The sequence below is a fragment of the Aliigemmobacter aestuarii genome, assembly GCF_004799285.1.
Classification (GTDB): domain Bacteria; phylum Pseudomonadota; class Alphaproteobacteria; order Rhodobacterales; family Rhodobacteraceae; genus Aliigemmobacter; species Aliigemmobacter aestuarii.
Map to the genome: position 1 here is coordinate 26859 of NZ_SSND01000007.1, position 17065 is coordinate 43923.

Here is a 17065-nt window from a genome sequence, read left to right on the forward strand (position 1 = left end):
AATGGCTTCCGATTTAGGAAACCGGCGAACATGGTTGGCGTCAAGGACTGGAAAGCGGCGCAACGTTCCAAAACAGCACCCGCCCTGGCCCGCGCTTCGCCAGGCACAGCTCCCAAGCCTTAGCGTCGTAATGCGGATCTGCCGGGAAGGGCGCGGCCTGCGCGGCGCGATCACTGAACTTGCGGGGATGGACGTGGATCGTGGCCCCGGCCACTTCGCGCGGGGTGAGGTCACGGCCGATCTGGACGACGTGGCGGCGGGCTTTCGGCCAGGCGGCGGCGAGGCCGCGGGCGAGGACGCCTGACCCGGCGGCGCACCAAACCTCTTCGGGATCGAAACCAGCCAGACGGGCGGCGGCGGCGATCGCCTCGACCGCGGCGGGGATTTCGGCGCCGAAGGGGATCAGGCTGGCACCGGTGTTGCGGCAGTATTCCCGGGCGCGGGATTGTACGACTGACAGATAGCCGGGGCTGATCGGCACAACCTTGGCGCCCAGGCGGGCGGCCTCTAGCGTGCGGGGATGCGGCCGGGTGCGGGCGGCGACGAAGATCGTCGCCCGTTTGCCAAGGCGCCGGGCAACGGTGGCGATTGCGGTCTGGGCTCCACCTTCGGGCGGGCTGGCATAGACCGCCTCCTGCACCCCGTCAAAGACGTGCGCGATGAAGCGCGCCTTGGTGCCGCCGGGGAAGAGGTCGTCGCGGAGAACGGCAATGCCGTGGTGCATCTCGAGGATCGGGGCGGTCATTGGTCGTCCTCCGGGTCGGCTTCGTCGTCGGTGTCCGGCCCTTCGATGTCGCCGAACTCGACTGGCCCGCAGACCTCCGTCGCTTTGCGGGGATCGCCCTTGCAGAACACCAGAACATTCTGGTGGGTTCGGCCGAGCTTGCGGGCGGCGGTGAACTGGCGGCCCACGCGGATCGGCAACGAGCCCACGGCCGTAACGAGGATCGCGTCGTTGTAGAAGCGGGCGCCTGCGGCCTCGAAAGCTTCGACCGTCAGGCCGGGCAGGTTGACGAAGAACCCGTCGGCATCGCGGACATCGCCGATCACCCAGACGGCGAAGCGGTTCGGCCGAAGGCGGGCGACGGCCTGGGCGATGATCTCGCCCTGGGCCTTCAGGAAGTCGGCCAGGGGCATGGTGGAAAGGTCCGAGGGGTCATCGGAGTAGCGTTCGAGGTTCCAGTAGGGCGGGCAGCTGAACACCAGATCGGCCTCGATGCCAGCGGCCAGCCGGGCGAGATCGCGGGAATCCCCGGCGATCCAGCGCGGGGCCGGGCCGCCCGCCAGATCGGCCTGCGCCTGGTTCGCGGCCACCTGTTCGGCGCGGAGTTCGATCCCGACGTAGGGGCGGCCAAGGCGGGCGGCGACAATGCCGCGGACGGAACCGCCCGCGAAGGGGTCCAGCACCGTGCCGCCCGGCGGGCAGAACCAGCGATAGGCGATTTCGCAAAGGACGGGATCGAAGATCGACGTACCCGAGGCCGTGGGCGCGTCTGATGCGGCGTAGTGATCGGCCAGGAATTCTTCGGTGGTCAGTTCCCGGCCAAGCTCGGCCTCCTTGGCGCGCTTCTTGGCATAGAAGGAAGGGTCACCCGAGGTGTGGGATGGCATGAGCACCCCTCCATTCTGCGGGGCAGGTTGCCCTGCGCCGACCACATGCTCGCCACGCATCAGGTCTTGGCCGAAGGTGCGGGCGGGGCCCTTAGCCATGGGCGGCCTCTTTCCGGGTGCGCTTGCCTTCCTTGTGGCGATAGTGGTCGATGTCCTTGTGGATCGGCGCTGGATCGGCCCTGCCCATGCCGGGGACGGCGGGGAAGGATTTCTCGCCCGACCAGCCGCGATCGAGGGGGCGAGGTGCGCCGCCGGGGGCAGCCCCACGGCCGAGTTCGGAGCGGATACCCAGATCCAGCCAGGCGCGCTTGCGGTCCTGCCACCAGCCCTTGCGGGCCTCGAAGACCGAGAATGGCGGGATGCCGAAGCGTTCGGCGAGGTTTGCCGAGGGGGCCGGTGCCGCCGCGCCGCCAGTGGAGGTTTCGCCCTGGGGGTCTCCTTCACCGCCGCCGATTCCGAAGCCCTCGAACCCGGCCATGATCTCGTCGAGTTCGGTCTCGTCGAAGCCGATCAGGTCCAGATCGAAATCCGCCTCACGCAGCGCCGCCAGTTCCGACCGCAGCAGGTCGTCGTCCCACCCGGCGTTTTCGGCGATGCGGTTGTCGGCGATCACCAGCGCCCGGCGCTGGGCTTCGGTCAGATGGTCCAGCACGATCACCGGAACTTCGGTCAGGCCCAGTGCCTTCGCGGCCATCAGGCGGCCGTGGCCTGCGATGATCACCTCGTCCTCGCCGATCAGGATCGGGTTGGTGAAGCCGAATTCGGCGATCGAGGCCGCGATCTGGGCGATCTGATCCTCGCTGTGGGTCCGGGCGTTGCGGATGTAGGGGACCAGCCGGTCAACCGGCAGCATCTCGATCTGAAGCACGGGGAAGGGCCTTTCGAAGAGGGCGGCGGCGAGGTGCGGCCTCAGGTGCGCACCCGCGCACCCAAAGCGCGCACCCGAAGCGCGCGGACCCAGATTTTTGTTCTGTCACTAGCGGTTAGATGCGCCTAGGCCCCCCGCATACGCCTCCCTTCCGGGAGAACCTAACGCGGGGGGCCTGCCGGGAGCGGCGGCGGGAGCAGGGGTGATGGCGTCGAGTGAAGCGATCCATCGCCTGCACCCTTCGCCATCTTGCCTCTTTTATGCGTCAAAACCCGGGAAAGTGTCGCGCCCGAAGTTCGACGGATCGGGCCGGTTGTCCTCGGTGTCCGCGCCGCTTTCGCGCGGGGTTGTGCGGGTGATTGCGGTAAGGGGTTTTGCGCCCTTGCCTTTGCCCTTTGATTTATCGAGCTTTTCCAGCTTCTTCGAGATGGTCAGAAGGGCGGCCACCCAGCGCCGCCAGGCGGTCGATCGCACCACACCAGCGCGAACGCAGACCTGCCGCCAGCGGGCACCCTCGGCCCGGAGCCAGACAATCCGGGCGTCCTCGGGGTCGAGGAGGAGCAGCCAGTCAAAGCATTCCTCCATCCGGCTGATGGCAGCGGCGCTGGGGATCACCCGCATCGGGCGCTCGGGCGTGTAGCCGTAGGCGTGGCGGGCATCATGCTCCACCGGCGGCCAGGAGCTGCCATAGCCGCGGGGGCGGTCTTTCTCGGGCAGGTTCCGCAGGGTGTAGGCGGCTTCCTCGAGGCGATCCTCGATCTCGCGGGGCGTCAGGCGCAATGGTGGCTCCTTCGGGTCAGGGGGCAGGGCTAGTAGATTTGGTGGGCGCGCAGGGTGGCCTCGGTGACAAGGCCCGCCCGCAGCAGCGCATCGCGCTGGGTGTTCGTGACGGCGCTGGGTGGCACGTAGCTGCCGGAGTTGATCCAGGCGGCAAGGCGCAGCAGGTGTTCGGGAATGCCGCCCTGGGTGCTGGGCGCCACGGCAGGGCCGCCGGTCGCAACGGCAGGGGCAGCGCCAGCTTCACCAGCAACTTTCGGCCGTGCCGCCTGCGCGATCCGTCGGGCATGACGCGCCGCGATCGCCTGGCTGAAGTATTCCCTCGTCCGGATCGGACTGCCTCGGGGCTTGTCCGTCCGTTCGGTGATCACCGGCAGCACGTCCAGTTCGAGGTCGTAGCCCGCTTTCAGCCAGGCGCCGATCGTGGCCGTGGTAGCGGTGATCGCCGCCCGCGCCGCCGGTGCCATGCCTTCGCCGCAGGCGGCAAGGCAGGCGGCCTCTGCCGCGTCCAGATTGGGGCTCTCGTCGTCAGCGCAAACCTCGGCCCGGGCCTCGCGCGTCGCGCCCGCGTCACGCGCGGTAGTAATTACTGGTTCTTTACTTACAAGGTTAGTGTCCAGATTCTGGACATGGCTTTTCGCGAAATCTGGACATGGCTTTTGCCCATTTCCATGTCTGGATTCTGGACATGGGTCGGGCCGATTTTCGGCCGCCAGCGGCAGTTCCGCCTGTGCCGAAAACTCCGGTTCGAAGGCCAGGAAGTACCGGGTTGATTGCCGCCGGTGGGTGCCCTCGGAGTGGCGCCGTTCGCGGCGGATCAGCCCGGCCTGTTCCAGCTTGTCGAGGTGGGTGTTGAGGCTGGCACGAGAGATTTCGGCATCGGCCGCCAACTGGTCCTGCGACGGGAAGCACCCGTAATCCGGGTTGTGCCGGTCGCAGAGATGCCAGAGGACGAGCTTGGTCGCAGGCGCCAACCCGCGCTGCTGGATCGCCCAGTTGGTGGCACGATGGCTCATAGCGCGGCCGTCACCATGAGGCGTTTGACGATCGCCTCCATCAGCGCGATCCGCAGGTGCGCGTCGTCCTGGCGCATCTTCCCGGCCCGAACCCGCGCCCAGTAGAACTGGCGCCGGAGGTCAAGTTCGCGCTGGGCCTCGGCGATCAGGGCAGAGACGGGAAAGCGGCCTTCAGGGGTGATTTTGGTCATCGGCGCCCCCATTTCAGCGCCGCCCGGCCACGGCCTTGTGCTGGCCGGTCTTGCGGGCTTCCTGCTCTTTCAGCCAGTCGCGGACGGCCTCCTTGCGGTAGAGCACTTTGCGGCCAACCCGCACGCAGGGCGGCCCCACGCGCCGGGTTTCCCAGCGCTGCAACGTGTCGACCGACAGGGCCAATTGCCGGGCCAGTTCCGCCCGGTCGAGCCAGCCATCGAGCAGCGCCGGATCGGCGCCCGCATCCTTCAAGGGATTGGTATCCATAAGTTTCTCCTCGCGCCGCCGCCCCGGGGATCGGGGGCCGGTCATCGGCCAGGAGAGGCAAGCACGGGGCAGGGACCGGCGAAGAGGCGGAAACCGGCGGAAAGGAAAAGGGAATTACGCCGCTCCCGTTCAACCGTGGTTCAACCCGCAAAAGGCGTGCTGCAACCGGCTTGATTGGCGACAGGTTTATGACAATCTGAAGGGGAGCAGTTCACAACAGATTCGCCGAAACGTCGCCGCGCCCGGAAGGGCGAGGTGCACGGCCCCTGTGCGTTCAGGGGCTGGAGAAAGGAGGGCGGTAACGGGGGGCAGGTAATGGCGTTTGTCGCCCGGAATTTCTATTCAGTTCTCGAGACATCCTTCCGCTGGGAGTGCAGTCAGACCGAGATCGTCGAACTGGCGATGGCCGAGAAGATCGACCTCGTCATCGCCCTGCCGAATGTCCGGTTTGACGATGGCAGCGAGGCGCGGATCGGCGTGATCGAGGGTGGTGCTGTGCGCCCCTTGTTCCGGGGCTATGGCCTACTCGAGGAGTTTGTCTTCATCCGTCAGGCGCGACCTGCGAACTGCGGCTGGAAGCGGATCGAGGAGCCCAAGGAGGGCATCCGCGTCATGGCGCCGGATGTGCTGATCACCGCGGCCGAGGTGGAAAGGTTCGAAGACGAAAACAACCTGGTGCGGAAGGTCGTGTCTGGCCCGGGCGCGCAATCCCGCTACGATTGGGACGGGTTCTACTGTGAGATCATCTGCCGGGTTCAGGAGGACGGCCTGCCTGCAAAGCAGAAAGACCTGATTGACGAGATGTTCAACTGGTTCCTGAGCAAGTCGGTCAACGGGGACGCCCCTGACGAGTCGACGATCCGCAAGAAGATCAGAGGCTTCTGGGGCAGGCTTCGCCCCGAATAGCCCCCACACCGCCCAGCGCCGCCTTGACCGGCGTAATCCCCCGGACCTTTCCGCCGGTTTCCGCCTCTGGCCGGTTTGGCCCGAATGAGACATTGCTCCGCGCCGCGGGTCGTCGCTGACTGCGGGTGAAAGGAGCGTCGCATGAAGGCAAAACTCTCAGAACGCGTTGTAAAGGCTGCGGAAATCGGCAGCCGCAAGTACGTCCTCTTCGATGAGGATACCCCGGGCTTTGGGCTCTGCGTCTACACGACCGGGCGGAAGGGCTTCGTGCTGATCTACCGCATCGCGGGCCAGCAGAAGCGCTTCACCATCGGGGTCTGGCCGACATGGTCGGTCACCGCCGCCCGGGATGAAGCCAAGCGCCTGATCCGCGAAATCGATCGCGGGGAAGACCCGCTAGATTCCCGCAAGGCCGCCCGCGGGGCGCCAACGGTCAAGGAACTGGCGGAGCGCTTCATCGAAGAACACCTGCCGAAGCTCGCCCCGACCAACGCATCGGACCAGAAGAGCATGCTGGAAAAGCTGGTTTTGCCGGAATGGAAGAACCGAAAGGTGGCGGACATCACACCCACCGACGTCGATCGCCTGCTGACCAAAATCGCGGCCGGGCGGGCCCGGCCCTCGAAGAAGAAACCGACCCAGAAGCGGCGAAAGAAACTGGCCCCGCCCAAACCGACGCCGGTGCGCGCCAACCGGGCGGGGGAAATGCTGCGCAAGATGTTCAATCTCGCCATGCTGTGGAAGATGCGCACCGACAACCCGGCCTTCGGCTTCCGCCGCCGCCCCGAGGTTGCGCGCGACCGGTTCCTGTCCTGCGAAGAGATCGAACGCCTGGCCAACGCCCTGGCCGTCGATGAAGATCAGCGCGCGGCCAGTATCATTCGTCTCTGCATGCTGACCGGTGCCCGGCTGGGCGAGGTCCGCACCGCCACCTTCGACCAGTTCAACCTCGACCTCGCGATCTGGACCAAGCAGGCCGCCTACACCAAGCAGCGCCGCATCCACCGCGTACCGATCTCGCATGAGGCGGTCGCGTTGATCCGCTTGCGCCGTGAAATCGTGCCGAAGGGCTGCCCGTTTCTCTTCCCCGGCGACGTGCCCGATCAGCCGGTCGGCGATCCCAAACGCTTCTGGCCGAAGATGCAGAAGGTCGCGCAGATCCCCGACGTCCGCATCCACGACCTGCGGCACACCTTCGCCTCGCTGCTGGTCTCCGGCGGAGCATCGCTGGAAATGATCGGCCGTCTCCTCGGCCACACTCAGATCGGCACCACCCAGCGCTACGCCCACCTGATCGACGCGCCCCTCCGGGCCGGGGTCAACGCCGTCGGCGAGATGCTGAAGCCGAGGTTGCGCGTGGTGGGGGAGTAAGGGGCGCCACTGTCAGAGCACGGGAAACATACCACCATAACGCGACTGGCGACGCCTTTGAGCGTTGCCGCGCGGTCTGAATTCCGCTTATGCTAGTGTATCAAGGCACTTATCCGATTTACCGCTGTAACGGTGCGTCGCGCTGCGAGGACAGGACCGCATGGAAAAGCGATCGCTCAGTGAGCGTGACATTTGTACCAAGTTTATCACGCCCGCGCTGCGCAAGGCTGGCTGGGATGAAGTCACGCAAATCCGAGAAGAGGTCAGCTTTACCAAGGGGCGCATTATTGTTCGGGGCAAACTGGTAAGCCGCGGAAAGGGAAAGCGCGCCGATTACATTCTGTCGGTAAAGCCGAATATTCCGATCGCGATCATTGAAGCCAAGGAAAACTCCCTGCCAGTTGCCGCGGGTATGCAACAAGGGCTTGAGTATGCTGAGACCTTGGGAATTCCGTTTGTATTCTCATCGAACGGTGACGGTTTCGTGTTTCATGACCGCACGGGGCTGAGCCCAGTGCCAGAAACGACGCTCGCGCTGGATGAATTCCCTTCACCTGCTGACCTTTGGGCGCGCTACCGGGCTTGGAAAGGGCTATCCGACGAAGCCGCTGCGGTTACATTGCAAGATTACTTCGACGACGGTAGCGGGAAGTCTCCTCGCTATTATCAGGTTAACGCGGTGAATGCGGCGATCGAAGCCATTGCCAAAGGACAAGATCGTGTCCTGTTGGTGATGGCGACAGGGACCGGAAAAACCTATACGGCCTTCCAAATCATTTGGCGGCTTTGGAAGGCTGGCCAGAAGAAGCGCATCCTGTTTCTGGCGGATCGGAACGTGCTGATCGATCAAACGATGGTCAACGATTTTCGGCCATTCGCAGGCATTATGGCAAAGCTCTCGACCCAATCGAAAACGATTGAGCGGGCGGATGGCACCCTCACCGATCTGACGCTGGCCATGGACAAAAAACGCCGGATCGACACGTCCTATGAAATCTATCTGGGCCTTTATCAGGCGATCACAGGCCCGGATGAAAGCCAGAAGCTTTACAAGGAGTTTTCGCCGGACTTCTTCGATCTCATCGTCATCGACGAGTGCCACAGAGGCAGCGCCGCAGATGACTCTGCCTGGCGCGAAATCCTGGATCACTTTTCCGCAGCGACTCAGATCGGCCTGACTGCCACGCCCAAGGAAACCGAGTATGCCTCGAACATCGATTACTTCGGGGCGCCGGTTTACAGCTATTCTCTGAAGCAAGGCATCCGCGATGGCTTCCTTGCCCCATACAAGGTTATCAAAGTCCATATCGATCGCGACGTTCAGGGTTATCGCCCGGTTCAAGGCCAACTGGACCGTGACGGCGAAGAAGTCGAAGATCGCATCTACAACACCAAGGACTTCGATCGCACGCTGGTGCTTGACGACCGCACCAAGCTTGTCGCCCAGAAGGTCACCGACTTCCTGAAGCAAAGCGGCGACCGGATGGCGAAGACGATCGTCTTTTGTGTCGATCAGGAACACGCCGCCCGCATGCGCCAGGCGCTGATCAATGAAAACGCCGATCTCGTGGCCCAGAACCATCGCTACGTCATGCGGATCACGGGGAATGACAAGGAGGGCCTCGATCAGCTTGGCAACTTCATTGATCCCGAAGCTGCCTATCCAGTGATCGTGACCACGTCGCGCCTGTTGTCCACCGGCGTCGATGCTCAGACCTGCCGCCTGATCGTGCTTGACCGCGAGGTCGGGTCGATGACCGAGTTCAAGCAGATCGTAGGCCGCGGCACCCGGGTGCATGAAGACACCCAGAAGCTATACTTCACCGTGATGGATTTCCGCGGTTCGACAAGCCATTTCGCTGACCCGGAGTTCGACGGCGAGCCGGTGCAAATCTATCAGCCCGGCCCGGATGATCCGATTACCCCGCCGGACGACGCGCCCCAGACGGGGGATGATGGTGAGCCCCTTTCGCCTGAACCCGGCACTGACGAGACTGTTCTGATCGATCCGGCGGGTCCCGTGGCTGGGGCTAGGCCGACGGGCAATCCTATCCGCAAGGTCTATGTGGACGGGGTAGGGGCCCAGATCGTTGCTGAACGGGTCGAATACCTTGATGAAAGCGGCAAGCTGGTCACGGAGTCCTTGCGCGACTACACACGAAAGGCCTTGCAGAAGCAGTTTTCCAGCCTCGATGCCTTCCTGAAGCGCTGGAACAGCGAACAGCGCAAAGAGGCTGTGATTGAGGAACTGGAAGCCGAGGGACTGCCGCTGGATATGATCGCGGCCGAGCTTGGCCGTGATCTCGATCCCTTCGACCTGATTTGCCACATTGCCTTTGACGCCAAACCGTTGACCCGGAAGGAACGGGCCGAGAACGTCATAAAGCGCGATGTCTTCACGAAGTTCGGCCCCCAAGCGCGCGCCGTTCTGGAAGCGCTTCTAGCCAAGTACGCCGATGAAGGGGTGATGAACCTCGATGACCCCGGCGTGCTGAAAATCGCCCCCTTCAGCGGGATGGGAAGCGTAGTTGAACTCATCCGCGCATTTGGGGGAAAACCCGGGTTCGAACAGGCCGTCCGTGACCTTCAGGGCGCGCTCTATGACATCGCAGGGTAGCGTATGGATACCATTGGAAATCAGACAATTTGGGGTTTGCTGGACGATGAAAGTGACCCCAGATCAGTGTCAAACGAGTCAATAAGGCGAAGTTCGGGTCACTTTGTGAGTTCTTATGTTGATCTGGCCCAAAAGATTGCGTCGCTTCAGTTCTTGAATCGCGAGCATGTCCTATTGTTTCGGGGGCAGAAGTCAGATTACAAGAATGCCTCTGGCCTGACGACAATAAAGCCAACGATCTTTCGTGCTATCTCTACAATGAAAGTTCCATCTCGGCACAGCCTTCAGAATCGGTTCTCGCAGTTGAAGAAAGCAGAAGAGGTTCTTGTCGAAAGATACCGAGACTTGGAACTTGTTGGGGCCGATCGACTCTCAAGATACAGGCTTCTTAGATGGTCGATCCTGCAGCACTATGACGTTTGCCCGACACCCCTTCTGGATGTTTCCCAGTCACTGAGGATTGCAGCTTCGTTTGCTACGAGCGACGGGGCAGACGAAGGGTATGTTTACGTTCTTGCGGTTCCGAATCTCAGCGGCGCTGTAACGGCCAGCTCCGAGGCTTCGATGCAAATCGTCCGCCTGTCCAGTGCGTGTCCACCATCGGCGATGCGCCCACACTTCCAAGAAGGTTACCTTCTCGGAGAATATCCTGAAATTGGTGATGTGCCACCTTTCGGCCAGTATAAACACGCTGAATTGGACTTTGGACGAAGGCTCGTGGCCAAGCTCCGATTCAACCCCAAGACCTTCTGGAAGAGTGATGCGTTTCCGCCAGTGTCCCTTAAGGCTCTCTACCCGACTGGCAAGCGTGATCCTCTTGAACAACTAATGATCGATCTGAAAGTTGAGATCGAAGGAGACCTTCTTTGAGCGTCCGCACCCTCGTAAAATCCATTCAGGACATCATGCGCAAGGACACCGGCGTCGACGGTGACGCCCAGCGCATCAGCCAGTTGTGCTGGATGTTCTTCCTCAAGATCATCGACGATCAGGATCAGGAACTGGAACTGACCAAGGACGCCTACACGTCGCCCATTCCGGCCGATCTGCAGTGGCGCGCCTGGGCGGCTGATCCCGAAGGCATCACCGGCGAGGCGCTGCTCGACTTCGTCAACCTCACCCTCTTCCCGCGGCTTAAATCCCTGCCCACCGCTGCTGGCCCCCGCGCCAAGGTTGTCCGCGACGTGTTCGAAGACGCCTACAACTACATGAAATCCGGCCAGCTGATGCGGCAGATGATCAACAAGATCAACGAGGTGGATTTCAACAACCTGACCGAACGGCAGCACTTCGGCGACATCTACGAGCAGATCCTGAACGACCTGCAAAACGCCGGAAACGCGGGCGAATACTATACCCCGCGCGCCGTCACCGCCTTCATGGTCCAGCAGATTGACCCCAAGCCCGGCGAGATCCTGTTCGACCCCGCCTGCGGCACCGGCGGCTTTCTGACCTGCGCCATGCGCCACATGCGCGACGCCTACGTCAAACGGCCCGAGCATGAGGCGCTGATGCAGGCCTCCCTCCGCGCTGTGGAAAAGAAACCGCTGCCCCATATGCTTTGCGTCACCAACATGCTGCTCAATGGGGTGGAGGAGCCGAACTTCGTCCGCCACGATAACACCCTTGCCCGCCCGCTGGTCAGCTGGACCAAGGATGAACGCGTTGACATCGTCCTGACCAACCCGCCCTTTGGCGGCAAGGAAGAGGACGGGATCGAGGGCAACTTCCCCACCTTCCGCACCCGCGAAACCGCCGATCTGTTCCTGGCCCTGATCATCCGCCTTCTGAAACCCGGTGGCCGCGCCGCCGTGGTGCTGCCCGACGGCTCGCTCTTCGGCGAAGGCATCAAGACCCGGCTCAAGGAACACCTGATGGAGGAGTGCAACCTGCACACCATCGTGCGGCTGCCGAATTCGGTCTTCAAACCCTATGCCTCCATCGGCACCAACCTGTTGTTCTTTGAAAAGGGCACGCCCACGCAGGACATCTGGTATTGGGAACACCGCGTGCCCGAGGGGCAGAAGGCATATTCGATGACCAAGCCGATCCGGCTGGATCATCTGGCCGACTGCGCCGCATGGTGGGGCGGGGCAGGGCGGCAGGGGCGGGTCGAAGGCCCCCAGGTGTGGAAGGTCTCGGCCGCCGAGATCAAGGCGCGCGGCTATAACCTAGACGTCAAGAACCCCCACGCCATTCAAGAAGAACACGACGATCCCGAAATCTTGCTGGCCGAACTGGACGCCGCCGAAGCAGAAGTTGCTGCGATCCGTGAGCAGTTGAAGGCGATCCTTACCGAGGCGCTTGCAGAATGAACGCGCAACGACTCTTGGCCGCGTTCTCCAAGATCGGAGACGATCCCGACCGGATTCAGCAACTGCGCAAGATTGCTGTGGCGCTGGCGATCTCTGGCAAGCTTGACAACGGCGCAGCCTCGATGACGCCGTCCGAGGTCCTTAATGCTGTAAACCGCGTAAAGGCAGCTTTGGCAAAACGGGGGGCAATTCCAAAGCCGAAGCGCATGGAAGAGGTAACTGCCGAGCAACTTCCCGCAGATTTCACTGATCCAGCAAGGTTTGCCCCGCTGGGTGAACTGGCCCGTATCGAAAAGGGACTGACAGGCATCCAGCAAGCACAACCAGGTGAATACCCGCTTGTTGTGACCTCGGCCGAACGGTCGACTTGCGACCACTTCGACTTTGAAGGGGCGGCTGCGATCATCCCCTTGGTGTCATCTACCGGCCACGGGAATGCGAGCATCAACCGGCTTCACTATCAGGAGGGCAAGTTCGCGCTGGGCACCATCCTTGTCGCAGTTTTCCCTTACGACCCGGCGTTGATGTCTGCGCGCTTTCTTTTCGAGTACCTGTCCGCGTTCAAGGAAGAGCTGCTTGTCTCAAGAATGACGGGGACCGCGAACGTCACGCTGAGCGTGGGCCGAGTGGCTGAGGTGCCGGTTCCGTTGATCTGCCCCGAGGTCCAACGGAAGGTCGATGAACTCATGGCGCTGTGTGACCAGCTAGAGGCGGCGCGGGCGGGGCGAGAGGCGGTGCGGGATCGGCTGACCGCCGCGACCCTTACCCGCCTGACCGCCCCCGAGACGGATGCGAGAGACTTCGCCACCCACGCCCGCTTTGCCCTGCAAACCCTCCCCACCCTCACCACCCGCCCCGACCAGATCAAAACCCTCCGCCAAACCATCCTGAACCTCGCCGTGCGGGGAAAGCTGGTCGGGCAAGATTCTGCAGCAGAAGCAGTGGTCCAAAAGTACCGAAGTGAAGATCAACACCCTTTGCTCCCGGATAACTGGTATACTCTCAACTTTGGAAAATTCTGCGATATTGAGGGGGGAAACCAACCGCCTAAGAGCCAATTCGTTGATACGCCGAGAGAAGGCTATGTTCGCCTATTCCAGATACGCGACTTGGGTGAGCGCCCTGTTCCCGTTTACATTCCAGTTTCGACTGCGCGGAGCTTGTGCAAAAAGGGCGAGATCCTGATTGGGCGTTATGGTGCTTCGGTAGGGAAAATCTTCTGGGCAGAGGACGGTGCCTACAACGTTGCAATGGCCAAATTCATTTGGCCAGCGGATGCTTTCATTGCGCCATTTGCGTACTTGTTGTTGAAATCAGAGTTCTTTCAGGGCCCTTTGCTTGGTGCATCAAGGTCGGCACAAGCAGGGTTCAATAAGGGTGATCTGTCTGCAATCAACTTCCCCCTCCCGCCCCTCGCCGAACAACACCGCATCGTGGCCAAGGTCGATGCCCTGATGACGCTCTGCGATCAGCTGGAAGCCAGCCTCACCACCGCCACCACCACCCGCTCCCGCCTCCTCGAAGCCCTGTTGCACGAGGCGCTGGGCGGGGCGCCAGGCGATCAAGCCGAGGCCGCCGCATGACAAGCATTCGCGCGGTTCATCGGTTCTTCCCCGTTGGCCAAGGCCTTTTCGTTTCTGGGTCCGTGGAGTTCTGGCCCCCGCCGCTAGTCGGACGCCGGAACATTCGAAATCCTGGCCAACCACCAAGGATGGCGGCTGGTTCCTATCGCTGGGTTTACGATTGCGGAACGAGCTCTGGCAAGCACCTGGTCAGCAATGCGATTGATCGCCTCAGAGCAATCAGCGGTGGTGCGAGGCTCGATCTACTGACGCTGTCCCATTTCCACAACGACCACATCAGTGGAGTAGTGGAGCTCCTGAAGAAGGTCGGCGCAAGCACAGTCATGCTTCCTTGGGCGCCGCTTTGGTATCGCCTCGTGATCGGTTTTGACCAAGGAATGACTGCGGGCGACGTGGAGATGCTATTTTACATCGATCCGGTCGCCTATCTCGAGCAAAGCGCAGGCGATGGGTTTGATCGTGTGGTGTTCGTTATGCCGTCAAACGACAGAGGGCCACCTTTCCTGATTGACCCTACCGGTCCGCTTACTTTCCCAGAAGAATTTGAAGATAGGGTGAAGGACGAGGGACCAGGAGAGCCAGCATCTTTGGACGAGTTGGAGGTCTCAGGGGGGCGATGGCCGTCTCGGGTAAAGACATTGAGGCCGGGTCAATCGGTGCCTGTGTTTCAAGGTCTGTGGGAATTTGTTCCATATAATGATCCGGCAACTCAGCCAGCCGATCCTCATGGCTTCGCAGCGATCGTGGAGGGCTATCGCAAGGACCTTCTCGCCGGTGATGACGATGTACGAGATCAAGCACTGAAGGACTTGAGGAAGCACTACGAGGCAACTTTTGGGCGGAGTGTGATGAACAATGTCAGCTTGATGCTTTACGGGGGCGCCGTGGGGCCTTGGCGTCAGGTTCGTTATTCGGAGAAGCACTACCTGCAGTTCCGACAGGTTTCCTGTCAATCGGACCGTCATGCTAAAAACGCGAAAGGGGCAATCCTTCTTACAGGCGACGGGGTGCTGAACGCTGCCAAAAAATGGGATGATCTCGAAGATTACCTCGATGCGAAGCGCGTGACGCGCACGGCCGTATTTCAAGTTGCCCACCATGGGGCGCGGGCGAACTGGTATGACGGACTTGCGGTGCGCGCAGTCCCAAGAACTAGCGTGTTCAGCTCTGACCCGGCCCATTCATACGGGCACCCCCATGCAGAGGTGCTGCGCGACTTCTGGTCCTTCCACCCAGTTCAAGTGGATCAGCATTCTGGGTTTTCGACGCACATCGTGCTGGATCGGTGAGATGGTTATGCAATTGGTCAGAAGCGAGAAATTTGATGAGTGATATCAAACTGTTCCGCATTGCCTCTGGCGCCGTGACCGAACTAGCAGGAACGACCGACACGGTCGAGAAATCCGTGCAGGTCCTATTCGAGAAGAACCTTGAGTCGCTGCTTGGTGTCCGCTTCCTGGCCACGGAATACACGACCACCCATGGCGGCCGGATCGACACGCTGGGCCTAGACGAGAACGGCTGCCCGGTGATCCTCGAATACAAGCGGGCCAGCAACGAGAATGTCATCAACCAGGGGCTCTTCTACCTCGACTGGCTGATGGACCACCGCAAGGATTTCCAGTGGCTGGTTATGGAGAAACTGGGCAAGGCCGCCGCCGACGGCGTCGACTGGTCCGCGCCGCGGCTGATCTGCATCGCGGGCGACTTCAACCGGTATGACGACCACGCTGTGAAGCAGATGCAGCGGAACATCGAACTGATCCGCTACCGCCGCTTCGGTCCGGAGCTTCTGATGCTTGACCTTGTTGCGGCGACCTCGACCAAGGGTGTGTTCATCGACACCAAAGGTAGTGTGCCGGATGGCGGGGCAGGGGGCGGCAATAAGTACAAGACGATCGGCACCGTCCTGCAGGAACTTGATCCCGGGTTGTTGGACCGTTTTGAAGCCTTGCGCGCCTACTTGATGGCACTGGGTGACGATGTTCATGAAACCACCCTGCGCTTCTACATCGCCTTTAAGCGGATCAAGAACTTCGCCTGCGTCGAGTTTCGGCCCTCAACCGGCAAGATTCTGATGTTCGTGAAGGTTGACCCGTCGACGGTTCAGCTTGAGCCGGGCTTCACCCGCGATGTCTCCAACCTTGGCCACTTCGGAACCGGCGACCTCGAGATCACGCTCTCGAAGGCCGAGGATCTGGAGAAGGCGAAGCCGTTAATCGAACTCAGCTATGGTGCGTCATGACCGGCGAGGCACCAGTCTTCGCCCGGGCGATCGGCATCGACTACTCGGGCGCAGAGACGGCCAACTCGAGCTTGAAGGGGTTGCGGGTCTATATGGCCGACGTGGGCGAGGTGCCTCAGGAGGTTGCCCCGCCGCCCTCACCGAAGCGCTACTGGACGCGGCGCGGGATCGCGGAATGGCTGGTCGAACGACTTGCCGAGGACATCCCGACGGTCGTCGGCATCGATCACGCCTTTTCGTTTCCCCTCCGCTACTTCGAGGTCCATGGCCTCCTGCCAGACTGGCCCGCTTTCCTCGATGATTTCCAGCGGCACTGGCCGACGGATGCCGATCATACCTATGTCGATTTCGTGCGCTTCGGCACGGCCGGGAACGGCGCAGCGCGCGAGGGAAGCCGCCGCTGGCGCCGCATAACGGAAGAGCGATCGCCCGGGGCCAAATCGGTATTTCACTTCGACGTCCAAGGGTCCGTGGCTAAGTCCACGCATGCTGGAATCCCTTGGCTACTTCATATCCGACGTGCGCAGGGCGATCGAGTTCACTTCTGGCCCTTCGATGGCTGGGACGTGCCGGTGGGAAAGTCGGTGGTCCTCGAGGTTTACCCACGACTTTGGAGCGCGGGTTACCCGGTTGAGGATCGCACACCGGATCAACACGATGCCTACAGCGTGGCGGCCTGGCTATCGACCGCGGCTGCAGACGGGGGTCTTCTGAAGGCAATGAAGCCCGAGCTGTCGCCGCCCGAAATGGCCGTGGCACAGGTCGAGGGCTGGATACTGGGAGTCCCCTGGGCGCCAACGAAAAAGGCCAAGCCCACCGCCAAGCCTGCTGCGAAGGTGGGACGCGGCAGTAGTGGCGGCAAGACGACCAAGGCAGGCTACGTGAACAAGAACGGCCAGGAGGTTGTGCAGGCAACCGATCTGCCGGGCAACGACCACAACCAAGTTGTCTACGTCTTGCGTTGCGGAAGCTGCGGTCATCGATATGGGGCGAATGGATCAGACATCTGGCAGCGGAAGTGTCCTGCCTGCGGGGGCGGTGCAGCGGGGTTGGCATTTTGACGAGTTCGGCCGTGGGCGGAGGTTTCGGGTCAACAATAGGTCAACCTGTCGACCTACCTCGTTCACGGTTTGGGCAGCAGCCGCATCCGCCAGTTGCGGTTGAGAGCGGCAAGGTAATCAAGCGAGATCAATGGGTTGGGCCGTAAGTGGTTGATATCTAAGGATCAGATGTTCTCTTTTTGGTCCGCCTCATAACCTGAAGGCCGCAGGTTCAAATCCTGCCCCCGCAACCAAAA

Annotated in this window: 16 protein-coding genes; 9 read left to right on the plus strand and 7 right to left on the minus strand. The window is 61.8% G+C overall.

Going from position 1 to position 17065, the window contains the following annotated elements:
* Positions 1–40: 40 nt before the first annotated feature.
* From E7811_RS17450 to E7811_RS17480, 7 genes are all read right to left on the minus strand, one after another.
* Positions 41–745 carry a pyridoxal-phosphate dependent enzyme gene (locus E7811_RS17450; RefSeq protein WP_136395969.1) on the minus strand — a complete coding sequence of 235 codons (705 nt, stop codon included), beginning with the start codon at positions 743–745 and terminating at the stop codon, positions 41–43.
* Positions 742–1611: a site-specific DNA-methyltransferase gene (locus E7811_RS17455; protein ID WP_246020522.1), complete on the minus strand. Its 870-nt coding sequence runs from the start codon at positions 1609–1611 to the stop codon at positions 742–744. Before E7811_RS17455 ends, E7811_RS17450 begins: the two co-directional genes overlap by 4 nt.
* Positions 1612–1702: 91 nt before the next feature.
* A complete protein-coding gene (locus E7811_RS17460; RefSeq protein ID WP_136395971.1) occupies positions 1703–2479 on the minus strand; it encodes a ParB/Srx family N-terminal domain-containing protein in 777 nt (258 codons plus the stop codon).
* A gap of 258 nt (positions 2480–2737) precedes the next feature.
* A complete protein-coding gene (locus E7811_RS17465) occupies positions 2738–3259 on the minus strand; it encodes a DUF6362 family protein (protein WP_211092140.1) in 522 nt (173 codons plus the stop codon).
* 29 nt (positions 3260–3288) lie between these two features.
* On the minus strand, positions 3289–4272 hold the full coding sequence (locus tag E7811_RS17470) for a helix-turn-helix domain-containing protein (RefSeq protein ID WP_136395972.1): 984 nt from the start codon (positions 4270–4272) through the stop codon (positions 3289–3291).
* Positions 4269–4463: a hypothetical protein gene (locus E7811_RS17475; RefSeq protein WP_136395973.1), complete on the minus strand. Its 195-nt coding sequence runs from the start codon at positions 4461–4463 to the stop codon at positions 4269–4271. Before E7811_RS17475 ends, E7811_RS17470 begins: the two co-directional genes overlap by 4 nt.
* A gap of 13 nt (positions 4464–4476) precedes the next feature.
* Positions 4477–4731 (minus strand): helix-turn-helix transcriptional regulator, encoded by a 255-nt coding sequence (locus E7811_RS17480; protein WP_136395974.1) that lies wholly within the window; start codon positions 4729–4731, stop codon positions 4477–4479.
* Between the two features lie 315 nt (positions 4732–5046).
* Here E7811_RS17480 and E7811_RS17485 point away from each other — a divergent pair, with 315 nt between their 5' ends.
* The 9 genes from E7811_RS17485 to E7811_RS17525 all read left to right on the plus strand — a co-directional run bounded on the left by E7811_RS17485 (position 5047) and on the right by E7811_RS17525 (position 16829).
* A complete protein-coding gene (locus tag E7811_RS17485; RefSeq protein WP_136395975.1) occupies positions 5047–5637 on the plus strand; it encodes a hypothetical protein in 591 nt (196 codons plus the stop codon).
* A gap of 141 nt (positions 5638–5778) precedes the next feature.
* Positions 5779–7008: a tyrosine-type recombinase/integrase gene (locus tag E7811_RS17490; RefSeq protein ID WP_136395976.1), complete on the plus strand. Its 1230-nt coding sequence runs from the start codon at positions 5779–5781 to the stop codon at positions 7006–7008.
* A gap of 160 nt (positions 7009–7168) precedes the next feature.
* The gene (gene hsdR, locus E7811_RS17495; protein WP_136395977.1) at positions 7169–9625 is read left to right on the plus strand and encodes an EcoAI/FtnUII family type I restriction enzme subunit R; all 2457 of its coding nucleotides are present in this window, start codon (positions 7169–7171) and stop codon (positions 9623–9625) included.
* A gap of 3 nt (positions 9626–9628) precedes the next feature.
* Positions 9629–10495: an FRG domain-containing protein gene (locus E7811_RS17500; protein ID WP_136395978.1), complete on the plus strand. Its 867-nt coding sequence runs from the start codon at positions 9629–9631 to the stop codon at positions 10493–10495.
* The gene (locus E7811_RS17505) at positions 10492–11940 is read left to right on the plus strand and encodes a class I SAM-dependent DNA methyltransferase (RefSeq protein WP_136395979.1); all 1449 of its coding nucleotides are present in this window, start codon (positions 10492–10494) and stop codon (positions 11938–11940) included. Before E7811_RS17500 ends, E7811_RS17505 begins: the two co-directional genes overlap by 4 nt.
* Positions 11937–13523, plus strand: a complete 1587-nt coding sequence (locus E7811_RS17510; RefSeq protein ID WP_136395980.1) for a restriction endonuclease subunit S — start codon at positions 11937–11939, stop codon at positions 13521–13523. The genes E7811_RS17505 and E7811_RS17510 overlap by 4 nt, the downstream gene beginning before the upstream one ends.
* Positions 13524–13651: 128 nt before the next feature.
* Positions 13652–14812, plus strand: coding sequence for a ComEC/Rec2 family competence protein (locus E7811_RS17515; protein ID WP_136395981.1), 1161 nt, complete (start codon positions 13652–13654; stop codon positions 14810–14812).
* Positions 14813–14847: 35 nt separating this feature from the next.
* Entirely contained in the window at positions 14848–15768 is a 921-nt protein-coding gene (locus E7811_RS17520) for a DUF5655 domain-containing protein (protein ID WP_136395982.1), read from the plus strand.
* On the plus strand, positions 15765–16829 hold the full coding sequence (locus tag E7811_RS17525; protein WP_211092141.1) for a hypothetical protein: 1065 nt from the start codon (positions 15765–15767) through the stop codon (positions 16827–16829). The genes E7811_RS17520 and E7811_RS17525 overlap by 4 nt, the downstream gene beginning before the upstream one ends.
* Positions 16830–17065 lie beyond the last annotated feature (236 nt).